The organism is Aquirufa sp. HETE-40SA (genome assembly GCF_054558635.1).
Genome location: NZ_JBPXKN010000001.1, coordinates 671974 through 686951, shown reverse-complemented (window position 1 = coordinate 686951; position 14978 = coordinate 671974). Strand labels below are relative to the sequence as shown.

Sequence of the window (14978 nt, the reverse complement as noted above, 5' to 3'; positions counted from 1 at the left end):
CGTTATAAATTAAAAAATAAGCTACAAATAACACGAATTTTCACTGGCTTTCAAAGCAAATGAACCCACCATTCACCACTCACCACCCACCATCATCTCTACTCTCTACTCTCTACTCTCTACTCTCTACTCTCTACTCTCTACTCTCTTATCTATAATCTCCTTTATTCTTTGTGCTTTATGCTTTATTCTTTACACAAAGAAGCTTGGTACTTCAAGGACAAAGTATCCCCCAGTTCAATCGCCGTCTTGAAATCAAGGCACGCATCGTCCAATAAACCCAAATGCATCAAGTTTAACCCACGATTATAATAGCTTTCCGCGTAATAGGGATACCGAATGATGGATTGTGAATAGTCGCGGATCGCTCCTTTATCGTTGCCTAATTTGGATTTGTAAAAGCCGCGGTAGAAATAATAATCCGCATTCGTTGAATCTAGGCGAATAGCTTTTGTTAAGTCAGAAATGGCTCCAGAATATTGCTCCATCGATCCGCGTGAAAATGCCCTTGCGAAGTAGATTGCTGGGTTATTGGGGGCTTTTGAAAGAGCCACTGAGAGATTATAGGTGGCTTGTTCGTATTTTTCTTGTTGAATTTGACTAAGTCCAGTTGCGTATTTAAACATACAACTACTTAGTAGAAATAGGGCAAAAAGAATAGCTAGAATACGTATCATTTGAAGGTGACGATAGTAATTCCCGCACCGCCACGGTCTGCATGTTCGTCCGTACTGTTTTTGATTTCCCGATAACGGCGTAATTGTTCCCGGATGAGCGTACGTAAAATTCCATCTCCTTTTCCATGCAGAATTTGAACTTCCGGAACACCTAAAAGTAGGCAATCATTAATGTATTGGTCTAAAATAACATAGACTTCTTCTGCTCGCTTCCCCCTAATATCTAGTTTAAGTTGAAATTGCGCCATTCGATCATTGATGTCGATGCCGCGTAGAGGGGCTGTGCTTTTCTTGGGTTGTTTGGGTGCGATGATTTTTTGAAGTCGATTCAGTTTGATCGTACTGCGAATGGCTCCCAAAGAAATGACTGCGTCTTTGCCTTTTAGTTCGAGTATTTGTCCCAAAGTAGGTTCGTCGCCACTCCCTTTAATCACCACCCAATCGCCCACAGCGATAGGGGAGTTCGCGTAGACGATTCCTGGAGTTTCAGACACGACCTTTAATGGGGCCACGGTTTTCAACTCTTTCTGCACAAATTGATCTAAATCAGCCCGTAATTCCTTCGTTTTCTCCTTGTCAGCCTCTTTTTCCTTAATCTGTCTAATGGTCTGTTCAATGCGTTGATTCGCCTCTTGGATGATCTTTTTTGCCTCAGCCTTCGCCGCATTTAACATGGCTTTCTGCTCCTCTTGTACGTGATTTTTGAGCCGCTCATAGTTTTCCTTGATGGAAAGTGCCTGCTCATTAGCGAGTGCTAAACTAGCATTTTTGCTCTCCCAAATCTGCTTCTCCGTCTCCGTTTCCAGCAATAACTTGTCAAAATCTACTTGTTTTTTGCCTAGTTTCTTTCGCGCATTTTCGATGATGGCCTTAGGCAATCCAATCTTCTGGGCGATTTCAAAGGCAAAAGAACTACCCGGTTTTCCCATATCCAAGATGAATTGGGGTTCCAAATGTTCGGTGTCGTAGCGCATCGCTGCGTTGAATAGTCCTTTTTGGCGATCAGCTAGACTTTTTAAGTTACCAAAATGTGTATTAATCGCGCCGTAACATCCTTTATCGGCTAGTTTCTCTAAGATGGATTCCGCAATCGCTCCTCCTAAAGAGGGCTCTGTTCCAGTTCCGAATTCATCGACTAAAATCAATGTGTTCTCGTTCACATGCTGCAAGAAATACCGCATGTTACTTAAATGGGACGAATAGGTACTTAATTCGTTTTCTAGATTTTGTTCATCCCCCATATCTAGGAAGAGTTGGGAGAAGAATCCCATCGTGCTGCCTTCGGCTAATGGCACTAAACAGCCGGATTGGAATAAGAATTGCAATAAACCTACTGTGCTCAATGTTACGGATTTACCTCCCGCATTGGGACCTGAAACGACCATAATGCGGCGGTCCTCTTCTAATCGAATGGTCAGTGGTTTAATCTTCTTACCAATTTTTTCGAGCGATTTCTCCAATAAGGGATGACGCGCATCGGTCCAATTAACGATCGGTTTATCTTGAATAAACGTAGGTTTGATAGCTTTGTGAGCACTTCCCCAAATGGCTTTGGCCCGAATAAAGTCAATCAGACCTAACCACGAAAAGGCGTGGGCTAAAAAGGGTGTTAAAGGACGAATTCGGTCCGACAGTTTCGATAAAATCTGTATGATCTCGCGACGCTCAGCTGATTCCAAAGACTTGATCTCATTGTTCATCGCTAAGGCATCCGCGGGCTCTAAAAAGACGGTTTTCCCGGTATCTGATTCATCTTGAACAAAACCTTTGATCTTTCGCTTGTGCTCTGCCGCTAAAGGAATCACCATCCGGCCATTTCGCAAGGTTAAGGAGAAATCCTTGCTGACCCAGCCCTCTTTATAGGCTTGGCTTAAATAAGAATCAAGTTTTTTGCGTAGGCTTTGTTCCTCTGCAATCCGCTGGCGTCGTAAATCGCCTAAAGCAGGGGAGGCCGTTTCCTTGATTTGACCATTTACATCAAATACGCGATCCAAATCCTGAATAATCGGAATGATTTGTCTGAAATCCCCCTCGCTTTCAGCACCTTTGGTGAGAAAATGCTGTGTAATTTTGTGTATTTCTGGGTATTCGGCAGAATCGATAGATGCAAAGAACCGAATGGTTTCATACAAAACCGTCAATGCGCGCTGCCAATCTCTCCACTCGTCTGCTGACAAATAATGACCTTCCAGCTGCAGCGGACTTAGATAAGAACGTAAGTCGTAATAATCTGTTTGCGGAAATTCGCCACCGTGCTCGCCCAAAATACGATTCATCTCATCGACCTGTTCTACCCATTGTTTGACCAAAGGGAATCGGTCTGAAAAACGCATTTTATCGGCATATTCCAGCCCCATCTGACTTAAGCAAAGTTGCTTAATTTCCTCTTTTACCTGGTTGAAACCCAGTTTTTCGGCAAGATTTACGGGGTAATTCATAGAGAAAAGTGCAACTTTATTTTTTCGAGTAATACCTCGTTGATTTTATAATAACTTTCCGTCGTCCAACCCGCTACGTGTGGGCTGAAAATGGTCGCTGGATAAGCGGCGATTTCAGCGAAAAGTTCTTTTTCCACCGGAGACCAAGAGGATAACTTTTCGTTTGGTAGCACATCTAGCGCTAATCCCTTAATCTGGCCGGAGCGTAATCCGTGTAATAAGGGTTGTAGCGGTGCAATGGGTCCTCTAGAACTATTGATTAGAATAATGGGCTTTTTGAACGAGTCTAAAAACTCAATGGAGATAAGTCCCCGCGTCTCAGTAGTCAAAGGAATGTGTAAACTTAGGATGTCACACTGTTCAAATAGCTGCTCCATTGTGGCTGGATAATCAGCCGACGGGGCGTATTTATCATACGCTAAAATGGTCATTCCGAAGCTAGAAAGGCGCGAAGCGACCGCTTTGCCCATATTTCCATATCCGATAATGCCGATCGTCTTTCCTTTGAGTTCAAAACCCCGATTTCCTTCTCTTTCCCACAATCCATGACGCACCTCGGTGTCTGAAGTATGTAATTTATGGGCAAGGGATAAAAGTTGTCCGATGACGTGTTCTGCCACCGCGTCAGAATTGCCCTCGTTAGCAGAGAAAACCGCGATTCCTCGAGATAGACAGGCGTCTACATCCAGTAAGTCTAGTCCTGCACCAGCACGAGCGATGAAAGTCAAAGTAGTATCTGACAGCATTTCTGCCGTGATTTTGAATTTACTTCGAACAACTAATCCCTCATAAGTCGGCAAAATCGACACAAACTCTGTTAGAGTTAAATCTGTACGCGTTTCCACCTCGAATCCCAAATTCGTTAGTCCTTCTGTCATCGAAGGATGAACCTCGTCGACGATTAAGACTTTACGCATTCATTCGATTTTTTATAAGATCTAACGCTAAAAATAAGGCTTGTAAGAAGGAACCTGGATCGGCTATGTTTTGGCCAGCAATATCATAAGCCGTTCCATGATCTGGAGACGTACGAATGACTGGTAAACCGGCTGTGAAATTCACACCTGAGTCGAAAGCTATGTATTTAAATGGAATCAACCCTTGATCGTGGTACATACCTAAAACCCCATCAAAATCCTTGAATTGCGCTTTTCCGAAGAATCCATCCGCCGGATACGGCCCAAAAATCAGGTTACCCTTCGTTCTAAATTCATCCACAACCGGTTGAATTATCTCTAATTCTTCTTGGCCTAATAACCCCGATTCTCCTGCGTGAGGATTTAAACCCAACACGGCTAAACGCGGTTTGTCAATAGAGAAATCCTCCTTTAAACTCTTCAAGAATAAGGTGATTTTTGTGCGTAACAAATCGGCGCTTAATGCCTTGGAAACCTCTAATAGAGGAATGTGGCCAGTAGCAACGCCCATTCTAAAACCATCCGAAACCATCATCATTAAAGATGATTTCGCTTCGAAGCGTTCTGTTAAATACTCGGTGTGTCCTGGGAATTTAAACTCCTCGGATTGGATATTATGTTTATTAATAGGGGCAGTGACTAAAGCGGAAATTAGTCCACGATCTAGGTCGTTTGCGGCTCTTTCTAAGCAATTAAAGGCAGCTTTCCCTGCTTCTTTGGTCTCTTTTCCGGGTTCTACGACCGTAGAAGAGTCGTCCCAACAGTTGATGACAAAGCTTTCACCAGATTTGGCTTCGGAAGCTTCTTGGATAACGGCGATGGACCACTCTTTTAATTCGAATTTTTGGCGATAGAAATCCAATACTTTAATAGATCCATAAATCACCGGTGTACACCACTTCAATAAGCGAGGACTAGCTAAGGATTTCAAGATTACTTCCGGTCCGATACCGTTGTAATCCCCTAACGTGATACCGATGATAGGTTTCATAAAAACTAATTTTTGTTCGACCTGCAAGTTAAGAAAAATCGTTCGAAGGCGGTAGAATTATTTTTCTTGGTAACGAACCCAATAAATATGGTATTTTTTTAAGTTTTCCCAAATAAAATGCGGTATTCGATGCGATTTTCACAATATATTTAGCATTTTTGTTAGAATCTCCTACTTTATTGATTATGCCAAAATCATACGTTAAGAAAATCTCTAGCCTATTAATCGCTAACCGCGGTGAAATCGCTATCCGAATTATGCGTGCTGCTTCCGAATTAGGTATTCGGACAGTCGCTGTGTATACCTTCGAGGATCGCTACTCCTTGCACCGCTATAAAGCGGATGAAGCCTACCAAATCGGAAAAGATGATGAACCTTTAAAGCCTTACTTGGACATTGAGGGCTTGATTTCTTTGTGTAAATCGAAGAAAATTGACGCTATTCACCCGGGTTATGGTTTCTTATCGGAGAACGTGGTGTTGGCAACCCGCTGTAGAGAGGAGGGAATCGTTTTTGTGGGTCCATCTCCAGAGGCGATGAATGCATTAGGAGATAAAGTAGCAGCGAAAGTGGCAGCCTTGAAGGCCAATGTGCCTATGATTGAGGATTCGAAAGGGGATTTGGCTGATTATTCTTTGGCCCTATCCGAAGCTAAACGTATTAAATTTCCCGTCATGGTGAAAGCGGCTGCCGGTGGAGGTGGACGTGGAATGCGTGTAGTAAGAACGGAAGAAGAATTAGAAAAGGCGTATCAAGAGGCGAAGAACGAGGCGAAAAATGCCTTTGGAGATGACACCTTGTTTATCGAAAAGTTTATCGATGATCCGAAGCACATTGAAGTACAATTATTAGGAGATCAGCACGGAAATTTAGTGCATTTATACGAACGCGATTGTTCGGTACAAAGACGTTTCCAAAAAGTAGTAGAGATCGCCCCTTCTTTTGGCTTAAAAGAAGAAACAAAACAGAAATTATACGCTTACGCGCTTTCCATCGGTAAAGCGGTCAATTATTATAACGCAGGAACTGTAGAGTTTTTAGTCGATAAAGACGAAAATATCTACTTCATCGAGGTAAATCCCCGCATTCAAGTAGAACATACGATTACGGAAGAGGTGACGGGCATCGATATCGTCCGCACACAAATCCTAATCGCCCAAAACTACAAGTTATCAGATCCTGGTATTTTCATTCAAAACCAAGCGGATATCCCGCTAAAGGGCTTTGCAATCCAATGTCGTATCACGACGGAGGATCCAGCGAATGGATTTAAACCCGATTTTGGAACGATCATCGCCTATAGAAATGCAGCTGGTTTTGGTATTCGTCTAGACGAAGGATCTTCGTATCCAGGGGTGAAAATTTCGCCTTATTTCGATTCGATGTTAGTAAAAGTGTCGGCCAAAGGCCGCACGCTTCGAGGTGCGTCCGAACGCTTAAACCGCGCACTAACCGAATTCCGAATCCGCGGCGTGAAAACCAACATCCCATTCTTGCGCAACGTCATCACGCACCCGGTCTTCCAAGAAGGCCACTGCACGGTGCCTTTCATTGCCAACCACCCGGAACTATTCAACTTCAAACCCACTCGCGACCGCTCTACGAAGGCGATACGCTACCTGGGAGAAGTTATCGTCAACGGAAATCCGGATGTAAAAGTGAAGCCAACGGCTCCTTTCCGCACTCCAATCATCCCGTATGTGGATCCGATGGCGGAATACCCGAAAGGAAACAAGCAATTATTAACGGAAATGGGTCCTGAGAAATTTGCGAAGTACATTCGTGATGCGAAGCAAATCTATTTCACCGATACGACATTCCGCGACGGACACCAATCGCTCTTAGCGACCCGTGTTCGTACCCAAGATATGTTAGCCGTGGCTGACGGATTTGCGAAATCCTTCCCTCAATTGTTCTCGATGGAGGTTTGGGGTGGCGCGACTTTCGACGTAGCGATGCGTTTCTTGCAAGAGTCCCCTTGGAAAAGGCTGCAAGAATTCCGTGAGGCCATGCCGAATATGTTATTGCAAATGCTTTTCCGAGGTTCTAACGCTGTGGGATATTCTGCGTATCCAGATAATTTGATCGAAAAATTTGTGGAGAAATCCTCCGAAGCAGGTGTTGACGTCTTCCGTATTTTCGATTCTTTGAATTGGATAGAAGCGATGAAAGTATCCATCAAAGCTGTTCGCGAACGTACTCCAGGTATAGCAGAAGCAGCGATTTGTTACACAGGAGATGTATTCACAAATGAAAAATACAATCTGCAATATTACGTAGACATGGCGCGTCAGCTCGAAGATGCCGGCGCTCATATGTTATGTATAAAAGATATGGCGGGACTTTTACGTCCTTTCCAAGCGGAGAAATTAGTAACCGAATTAAAGAAAGCGGTTGATTTACCTGTTCATTTGCACACGCACGATACGGCCTCTGTTCAATCAGCGACGTATTTAAAGGCCATTGAAGCCGGTGTAGATATTGTAGATGGAGCGTTAGGAGCGATGTCAGGATTGACTTCTCAGCCTAACTTGAACTCGCTAGTGGCGATGATGCAGGGTCATGCGAAAGCATCAGACCTAGATTTAGACCTGTTAAACGAATATTCGAATTATTGGGAAGCGGTGCGGACGATGTATACGCCGTTCGAATCTGAACTGAAGGCGGGAACCGCTGAGGTGTACAATAATGAGATTCCGGGTGGACAATATACCAACTTACGTGGTCAAGCGATTGCGCTGGGCGTAGGCGATAAGTTTGAACAGCTGAAGCGTAATTATACGGAGGCAAATACGCTTTTTGGAGATATCGTTAAAGTAACTCCATCGTCGAAAGTGGTAGGGGATATGGCGATTTTTATGACAGCGAATTCGTTAACGGCGGAGGATGTGTATGCCAAAGGCGCCACCTTATCCTTCCCTGAATCCGTAAAAGACTTCTTTAAAGGCGGCCTAGGTCAACCTTACCAAGGTTTCCCGAAACAATTACAGGAGATCATCTTGAAAGGGGAACACGCGATCGAAGGTCGTCCAAACGATCATTTAGCACCCATCGACTTCGATGCTGACTTCAAGTCATTTAAAAAGAAATTCCCTGAGGCTGAAGACGGATTCTTTGATTACTTATCGTACAAAATGTACCCGAAAGTCTACGAAGACTATTACAAGAATTCGGCTTCATTCGGTGAATTATCGGCACTTCCTACGCCAGCCTTCTTCTATGGCTTAAAGCAGGATGAGGAGATTATGATTACAATTGAGCCAGGTAAAACGATCATCGTGAAGTTCTTGTACATGTCTGAGCCAGATGAGTCAGGTCTGCGTAACGTGACTTTTGAGTTGAATGGCCAAGCACGCCGCATTAAGATTTTGGACAAAAACGTCAAAGTCGAACGTGCTCAACACGCGAAGGCAAAAGTAAAAGGCGATATCGGCGCTCCATTGCAAGGTCGCTTATCCCGTATCTTGGTAAAACCAGGCGATGAAGTTAAATTAAACGCGCCACTTTACGTGATCGAAGCGATGAAGATGGAATCGATCGTTTCAGCTCCATTCGAGGGAATCATCGGTAACGTAGTACTTACAGAAGGAACGGTGGTAGAGCAAGAAGACTTAGTATTGACCTTGGAAGAGGCAAAACTCCCAGAACCAAACGTGGAAGAATATTTATTTGTGTATGGAACCTTGCGTCGTGACTGTGGAAACGACTTACATCGCTTAATCGCACGTAATTCGGACTATATCGGCATGGCAACATACCAAGGTCAAATGTACCAAGTGGCCGATTATCCAGGTATCATTCCTTCATCAGATGCAAAAGACCAAGTTGTAGGTGAATTGTATTTATTGTCCAATACGATCAAATTATTGAACGTGTTAGATGAATACGAGGAATACAATACCGAAAAACCAGCAGAAAGTATTTTTGTGCGTGAGCAGGTAAAAGTGAGCTTAAAAGGCAAAGAAATTGAAACTTATGCGTATTTATACAATAAAAAAATCGACCCGAAAACGCGCATTGCGTCTGGGGATTATGTGAAAGGCTAATGAAAAATATCGTTCTTTTTTGTTTGTTGACATTTGCCGCTCAGGCCCAAAATCCGCTTTTAAAGGCGCACGCACACAATGATTACGAACACGTTCGACCATTTTTTGATGCGTTTCAGCTAGGTTTTGGCTCTATTGAGGCGGATGTATATGCAGTAAATGGTGAATTATTGGTGGGACATGAGCGTTCCCAGTTAAGCCTGAATCGCAACTTGAAAGATTTGTACATAGATCCCATTATTCGAGTTCTGAAAGCAAATAAAGAGGGTAATTTTCACCAATTATTGATTGATTCTAAGACCTCATCAGACTCCACTTTACCGCTGATTATTGCTGCATTGAGGCCCCATGCCGAAATATTACTGAAAAAGGGATTCCGAATTGTGATTTCAGGAAATCGTCCTAAGCCTTCACAATACATTGAATCTCCTGCTTGGATTACCTTTGATGGTCGTTCAGATGAGCGTTTTCCAACGAAAAAAGTGATTTTGGAGAGCGAATCTATGTTAAAATTTGGATTTTGGGGTGGCCAAGGACCAATTCCTGCCGCTTTGAAAGAAAAACTCAAAAACTACGTCGATCAAGTTCACGCGAATGGACGAAAAGTCCGTCTTTGGGCTACGCCAGATACTCTTTTAGGATACCAGGCTTTGATGGATATCGGTGTAGACTATATTGGCACAGATAAATTAAGTTTGTTAGCAGACTATTTGAAATTCGGCGAGAGTAAATAAGCCTGAGATTAAGCTTTTACAATAAAACCTATTCATATGAAAACTAGACGCGAATTTTTAGCTAAATCAGCTTTTTTTACTTTAGCATCCACACTTCCCATTTCCTTTTTTGCTGCTAAAAAATCCTATTCATTAGGTTATTCAGCTATTACCTGGAGTGGGCAAGATGAGCAGGCAATTAAAGATATTTCTGGCTTAGGATTTAAAGGAATTCAACTGCGTGCGAATACCTTCGCAAAATACAAAGACAATACGGCTGCCTTAAAAACACTATTAGAGCAATCGGGATTGCAATTATGCATGTTTTCAAGTGGTAATGTCGAAATAGATCCGGCTAAAGTAGAAGCATCTATTGCTCAGCACGTTAAGCACGCGGCATTTGTGAATGCCTTAGGAGGAACTTCGATTCAATTGACTAATTCCCTACGTAAGAAAGGGGTAAAGCCGGAGGAAAAAGACTTGATTCGTTTAGCAGAGGTAATGAATGAAATTGGTGCTAAAACGAAAGAAATTGGCATTCAATCTACCTACCATAACCACATGGACCAGTTTGGGGAAACACCAGAGGAGGTTGATTTATTGGTAACCCACATGGACTCTTCGAAGATCAAATTGCTTTTAGATGTGGCACACTATTTCCAAGGCGGAGGAAATCCAGCGGAAGCAGTCTTGAAATACCGCAAAGTGTTACACTCTTTGCATATGAAAGATGTGCGCCAAACAGAGCCTCGCTACCGTTTTGTCGAATTAGGACAAGGAAAAGTTAATTTAGAAGAGGTATTCGCCAACTTGGATAAAATCAAGTTTAAGGGCTTTGCCATTGTGGAATTAGATTCTGTCCCTGATACAGGTAAAACACCACTAAGTTGTGCAGAAACGAGTAAGGAATTTTTAAAATCTAAAATTCAGTATCCTTTTTCTTAAATTGCAGCCTAATTTAAAATCAAATGGCGAGTAAAAAGGATCCTGCAATTGGGTTTATCTTCATCACTTTATTAATTGACGTTCTTGGAATCGGCTTAATTATCCCCGTTTTACCCACCTTAATCAAAGGTTTTGTAGGCGGTGATATTTCAGTAGCCTCCCAATATGCAGGCTGGTTAATGGCTTCCTATGCCATTATGCAATTCCTGTTTTCACCTGTTTTAGGTGGATTATCTGATCAAGTGGGTCGTCGCCCCGTGATTTTAGCCTCTTTATTTGGATTCACGATTGATTATTTAGTTTTAGCTTTTGCCCCCAATATCCTGTGGTTATTTATCGGGCGAATTATGTCTGGGATTACTGGAGCTAGTTTTACAACCGCTCAAGCCTATATTGCGGATGTTTCTAAGCCGGAAGATCGCGCTAAGAACTTTGGGGTAGTGGGAGCCGCTTTTGGTGTAGGATTCATCATTGGGCCTGCCGTAGGCGGTATATTAGCCTCTTATGGAGACCGAATTCCTTTCTTTGCAGCCGCTGGTTTAACCTTGATTAATGGAATTTATGGCTATTTTGTCTTGCCTGAATCCCTAGCAAAATCGAATCGCCGTCCCTTTGATATTAGACGTGCAAACCCTTTAGGTTCCTTAAAAAACTTAACAAAATACCCCCTTATTGCCGGTTTAGTGGGTGGCTTTTTCTGCTTACAATTAGCTGGTCAGGTGCACCCTAGCACTTGGTCCTATTTTACGATGAAGGTATTTGGTTGGACTCCGGATCAGGTAGGTTATTCCTTGGCTTTTGTGGGTTTAATTGTTGCCATTGTGCAAGGAGGATTGGCACGTGTTATTTTGCCCAAATTGGGGGAAATACGAGCGATCTCCTACGGTCTACTCCTGTACGGAATTGGTTTCTTTATGTTTGCTTATGCCACTAAGTCTTGGATGATGTACGCCTTTATGATTCCTTTCGGATTAGGAGGAATTGCAGGACCAGCACTACAAAGTCTCATTACCCAACAAGTAGGTCCTGATGAACAAGGTGAGTTGCAAGGTGGTTTAACCAGTTTACAGTCGATTACGACGATTTTTGGGCCCTTATTAGCCTCCAATCTGTTTGCCTATTTTGCATCAGAACAAGCCCCTATCTTATTTCCTGGTGCTGCTTTCTTTATGGCCGCCATATTAGTACTCATTGGTTGGTTTATCGTGATGCGCTCTATCCCCAAGAAACACGCTTAAAAAAGGATGAACGGTAATTAAGCTATGCTTTTTTACCTTAACTTTCGAAAATAAACCCCTTTTAAATGAAAACAATGATCAAATCAATCTGCCTTGTGGCAGTAATGCTTGTAGCTAATGTAGCCTTTGCTCAATCGACAGAGGAAATTTTAGCTAAACACGAAGCCGCTATGGGTGGTGCCGATAAATGGGCAACTGTGAAAACAGCTGTGGTAAAGAATAAGTTTAATGTTCAAGGAATGGACATTGAAAGCAAGACGTCCTTAGTGGTTGGTAAGTCTTTTCGTCAAGAGGTGGAAGTAATGGGAAATAAAATCATTACTGTAATTGACGGAGACAAAGGTTGGATGAATCGCCCTGCCATGATGGGTGGAACGGGTGAGCCTGAAGATATGCCTAGTGAACAAGTAAAGATGTCAAGCTCACAAAAGACATTAGGTTCTATTTTAACGAATGCAAAAAAAGACGGTTATAAGATCGAGTTAGTATCTAAGGAGAAATTAGATGGTGCTGATGTGTATCTGTTAACGGTTACAAAGCCTTCTGGCGAAGATAGTAAAGTCTACGTTTCTACTGCCACTAATTTCGTAGTGAAGACACAGGCAAAAGTTCAAGCAAATGGCCAAGAAATAGATTCAGAAGTTAGCTTCTCGAACTATAAAATGGTCAACGGTTTAGCTTTCCCTCACACGGTGGAAACAGCTAATCCAATGGGTGGCATGATGACAGTGGAAACGGTTTCAGTGGAGATTAATCCAACAATTGATCCAGTTATTTTTGCAAAACCAAGCAAATAATCAAGCGTTTTTTGCTGAATTAAAAAAGGGCTTCAGTGATGAAGCCCTTTTTTTTAGGGTAAAAATTGCTGAATGTGATTCCGAGCACTTCGAATCGCTTTATCAATATCCTCTTCCGAACCCTCATAAGCCTTGTCTTCTACTTCGATGACGATGGGGCCTCGGTAACGTACATCATTCAATGCTGAGATAAACTTTCCCCAATGAATATCACCTAAACCTGGAATTTTAGGAGAATGGTATTCCAATGGATTGGCTAAAATCCCCACCCGATTTAACTTCTCTGGATACACTTTCACATCTTTTAAATGCACATGGTGAATCCGATCTGCATATGAATAGATAGGGTAGGTGTAGTCCATCATTTGGAAAACCATATGTGATGGATCATAATTTAAGCCAAAATTTGGCGATGGAATAATCGTAAATAATTCATCCCAAATCTTAGGCGTCGTCATCAAATTTTTTCCACCCGGCCATTCATCATCCGTAAAAAACATGGGGCAATTTTCAATCCCTATTTTGATCTGTAACGTATCAGCTAAGGCAATAATTTCAGGCCAAACTTCTGCAAATTTTCCTACATTATAATACACATTCTTCGTGTAATCACGTCCTACGAAGGTGTTAACACGCGATATACCTAATATGGCCGCAGCCTTGATGATTTTTTTGATGTGCTCGCGGTAAAAAGAAGCTTGAGTTTCGTCCGGATCTAATGGATTCGGATAATAGCCAAGAGCTGATATTTTGACCGGATGCTGTGCTAATTTCTCTTTTAAGCTCAATAAATCTTCTGTAGTCATTTCATCCACAGCTATATGAGAAACTCCTGCATACCTGCGCGCGTCTTTAGACGAAGCAGGCCAACACATGACCTCCACACACGCAAAATTTTGTTGATTTGCGTAGTCTAATACCTCAAATAGGCTTTTAGTAGGAAGAATCGCAGAGACAAATCCAAGTTCTAACATTTTATTTCATTTTTTCTAGTCCGTAAAACAAAGCAAAAGAACCGGTTGCTATCCAAAGACCTACTGCTTCTCTTGCTAATTCTTGATTATGCGTCTTCATGCTTAAACCATCGGTTAAGAATCCCTCCCAGGCCGTCATTTCGACCCATAATTGCAATCCTGCGAAGAAGGATAAGCAAAATAAAATGAGTAGAAGTTCGGGATTAGTTTTACCACGCATCGCTTGTAATGACGTATAAACTGCCGTAGCATAAACCGGAACCCACAAAATGGGGTCTGGATCATTTAATTGCCAATAAGTGAACATTAAAAATACTAGTCCAAATAAACCTCCCAAAACTAATTGTGCCTTTTTCATCTTAATTACATAGGTTTTTTACTGCTTCGGCTGCACCTGGATAGTTCAATTTCTGCGCTTGTTGGAAAGCAAGGCAAGCTTTATCGTTTTGTTTCGATTTTATATAGCTCAGGCCTAAAGCGTAATAGGATTTTCCAAAGGTTGGATCAATTTCTGCGGCCTTCGCAAAATCAGCTATAGCTTCGGCATAATTTTCTTCTTGAAACAAAATGTTTCCGCGGTTATAATAGGCATTGATGTCTTTGGGGGCTAATTTGATGGCTTGAGTAAAATCGATCTTAGCTTTTGCTGGATCAGCTAAAGCTGCTTGAATGATCCCTCTTTGGAGGTATCCTGCGCCTGAATCTGGCTGAGCTGTGATGGCTTTATCTGTAGGAGCTAAGGCTTTATCCCAAACTCCTTGTTCCATCAAAACTGCCCCTAGATTAAGCTGAGCAGTATATAGGGAAGGTTTTAGTTCGATGGCTTTACGATAGGCAGCTTCTGCCTCAGGATAATTTTTTTCTTGAAATAGAATGACCCCTTTGAGGTTATACGCTTCAGCTAAACCCGGATTTTTTTCAATCGCTTTCTGGAGCGCCTCTTTTGCGGAAACTGTTTCCCCTTTCTTCAATCTGGCTTTCGCCTCGTCTAACCAAGCCTCACCTGACGTTGAGCAAGCCCAAGCAAAACTAAGGCTTAGAAATAATATCAATTTTTTCATCTTTTAAAGTTAAGGGGCTATTCCAAAAAAACGATATATATTTTGAAAAAAGCAGCTTTTTTATCATATTTGTGACGGCAAATTACCAGCTCCCGCTGAATCCCCCAGGTCTTGATCGAAGCAAGGGTAGGTCGGTCGTAGCGGTGAATTTGCCATTTTTTTGTTATAAAAAATCTGACCT

At 42.3% G+C, this 14978-nt stretch carries 12 protein-coding genes; 5 read left to right on the top strand and 7 right to left on the bottom strand.

All coding sequences use genetic code 11. The features are described 5' to 3' along the window. Positions 1 to 185: 185 nt before the first annotated feature. From ACRZ9O_RS03170 to pdxA, 4 genes are read right to left on the bottom strand one after another with little or no spacing between them, the layout of a single operon-like run. Positions 186 to 626, bottom strand: coding sequence for a tetratricopeptide repeat protein (locus ACRZ9O_RS03170; RefSeq protein WP_459456280.1), 441 nt, complete (start codon positions 624 to 626; stop codon positions 186 to 188). 47 nt (positions 627 to 673) lie between these two features. Then, the gene (locus ACRZ9O_RS03165; RefSeq protein ID WP_459456278.1) at positions 674 to 3115 is read right to left on the bottom strand and encodes an endonuclease MutS2; all 2442 of its coding nucleotides are present in this window, start codon (positions 3113 to 3115) and stop codon (positions 674 to 676) included. After that, positions 3112 to 4032: an NAD(P)-dependent oxidoreductase gene (locus tag ACRZ9O_RS03160; RefSeq protein ID WP_459456276.1), complete on the bottom strand. Its 921-nt coding sequence runs from the start codon at positions 4030 to 4032 to the stop codon at positions 3112 to 3114. Before ACRZ9O_RS03160 ends, ACRZ9O_RS03165 begins: the two co-directional genes overlap by 4 nt. Further along, a complete protein-coding gene (gene pdxA, locus ACRZ9O_RS03155; RefSeq protein WP_459456274.1) occupies positions 4025 to 5023 on the bottom strand; it encodes a 4-hydroxythreonine-4-phosphate dehydrogenase PdxA in 999 nt (332 codons plus the stop codon). Before pdxA ends, ACRZ9O_RS03160 begins: the two co-directional genes overlap by 8 nt. Positions 5024 to 5208: 185 nt before the next feature. On the opposite strand from pdxA, the gene ACRZ9O_RS03150 reads away from it, so the two are divergent. The 5 genes from ACRZ9O_RS03150 (at position 5209) to ACRZ9O_RS03130 (ending at position 12762) form a co-directional block, all read left to right on the top strand. Continuing rightward, entirely contained in the window at positions 5209 to 9069 is a 3861-nt protein-coding gene (locus tag ACRZ9O_RS03150) for a pyruvate carboxylase (protein WP_459456272.1), read from the top strand. Then, the gene (locus tag ACRZ9O_RS03145) at positions 9069 to 9803 is read left to right on the top strand and encodes a PI-PLC domain-containing protein (protein ID WP_459456271.1); all 735 of its coding nucleotides are present in this window, start codon (positions 9069 to 9071) and stop codon (positions 9801 to 9803) included. Before ACRZ9O_RS03150 ends, ACRZ9O_RS03145 begins: the two co-directional genes overlap by 1 nt. Before the next feature lie 36 nt (positions 9804 to 9839). Continuing rightward, entirely contained in the window at positions 9840 to 10727 is an 888-nt protein-coding gene (locus ACRZ9O_RS03140; protein ID WP_459456269.1) for a sugar phosphate isomerase/epimerase family protein, read from the top strand. A 23-nt stretch (positions 10728 to 10750) separates the two neighbouring features. Beyond that, positions 10751 to 11965, top strand: a complete 1215-nt coding sequence (locus tag ACRZ9O_RS03135; protein ID WP_459456267.1) for a TCR/Tet family MFS transporter — start codon at positions 10751 to 10753, stop codon at positions 11963 to 11965. A 65-nt stretch (positions 11966 to 12030) separates the two neighbouring features. Next, positions 12031 to 12762, top strand: a complete 732-nt coding sequence (locus tag ACRZ9O_RS03130) for a LolA family protein (RefSeq protein ID WP_459456265.1) — start codon at positions 12031 to 12033, stop codon at positions 12760 to 12762. 53 nt (positions 12763 to 12815) lie between these two features. Here ACRZ9O_RS03130 and ACRZ9O_RS03125 read toward each other — a convergent pair whose 3' ends face one another. Genes ACRZ9O_RS03125 through ACRZ9O_RS03115 form a run of 3 tightly spaced genes read right to left on the bottom strand, consistent with a single transcriptional unit; the run spans position 12816 to position 14797 of the window. After that, entirely contained in the window at positions 12816 to 13736 is a 921-nt protein-coding gene (locus tag ACRZ9O_RS03125; RefSeq protein ID WP_459456263.1) for a sugar phosphate isomerase/epimerase family protein, read from the bottom strand. A gap of 1 nt (position 13737) precedes the next feature. Next, on the bottom strand, positions 13738 to 14094 hold the full coding sequence (locus ACRZ9O_RS03120; protein WP_459456261.1) for a transmembrane 220 family protein: 357 nt from the start codon (positions 14092 to 14094) through the stop codon (positions 13738 to 13740). 1 nt (position 14095) lies between these two features. Further along, entirely contained in the window at positions 14096 to 14797 is a 702-nt protein-coding gene (locus tag ACRZ9O_RS03115; protein ID WP_459456260.1) for a tetratricopeptide repeat protein, read from the bottom strand. Between the last annotated feature and the right edge of the window lie 181 nt (positions 14798 to 14978).

Excerpts from the sequence above, each read along its gene's own strand:
- ACRZ9O_RS03145 (WP_459456271.1), top strand. The coding sequence starts at position 9,069 with ATGAAAAATATCGTTCTTTTTTGTTTGTTGACATTTGCCGCTCAGGCC.
- ACRZ9O_RS03160 (WP_459456276.1), bottom strand. The coding sequence starts at position 4,032 with ATGCGTAAAGTCTTAATCGTCGACGAGGTTCATCCTTCGATGACAGAA.
- ACRZ9O_RS03165 (WP_459456278.1), bottom strand. The coding sequence starts at position 3,115 with ATGAATTACCCCGTAAATCTTGCCGAAAAACTGGGTTTCAACCAGGTA.
- ACRZ9O_RS03125 (WP_459456263.1), bottom strand. The coding sequence starts at position 13,736 with ATGTTAGAACTTGGATTTGTCTCTGCGATTCTTCCTACTAAAAGCCTA.
- ACRZ9O_RS03115 (WP_459456260.1), bottom strand. The coding sequence starts at position 14,797 with ATGAAAAAATTGATATTATTTCTAAGCCTTAGTTTTGCTTGGGCTTGC.
- ACRZ9O_RS03135 (WP_459456267.1), top strand. The coding sequence starts at position 10,751 with ATGGCGAGTAAAAAGGATCCTGCAATTGGGTTTATCTTCATCACTTTA.
- ACRZ9O_RS03150 (WP_459456272.1), top strand. The coding sequence starts at position 5,209 with ATGCCAAAATCATACGTTAAGAAAATCTCTAGCCTATTAATCGCTAAC.
- ACRZ9O_RS03130 (WP_459456265.1), top strand. The coding sequence starts at position 12,031 with ATGAAAACAATGATCAAATCAATCTGCCTTGTGGCAGTAATGCTTGTA.
- pdxA (WP_459456274.1), bottom strand. The coding sequence starts at position 5,023 with ATGAAACCTATCATCGGTATCACGTTAGGGGATTACAACGGTATCGGA.
- ACRZ9O_RS03140 (WP_459456269.1), top strand. The coding sequence starts at position 9,840 with ATGAAAACTAGACGCGAATTTTTAGCTAAATCAGCTTTTTTTACTTTA.
- ACRZ9O_RS03170 (WP_459456280.1), bottom strand. The coding sequence starts at position 626 with ATGTTTAAATACGCAACTGGACTTAGTCAAATTCAACAAGAAAAATAC.
- ACRZ9O_RS03120 (WP_459456261.1), bottom strand. The coding sequence starts at position 14,094 with ATGAAAAAGGCACAATTAGTTTTGGGAGGTTTATTTGGACTAGTATTT.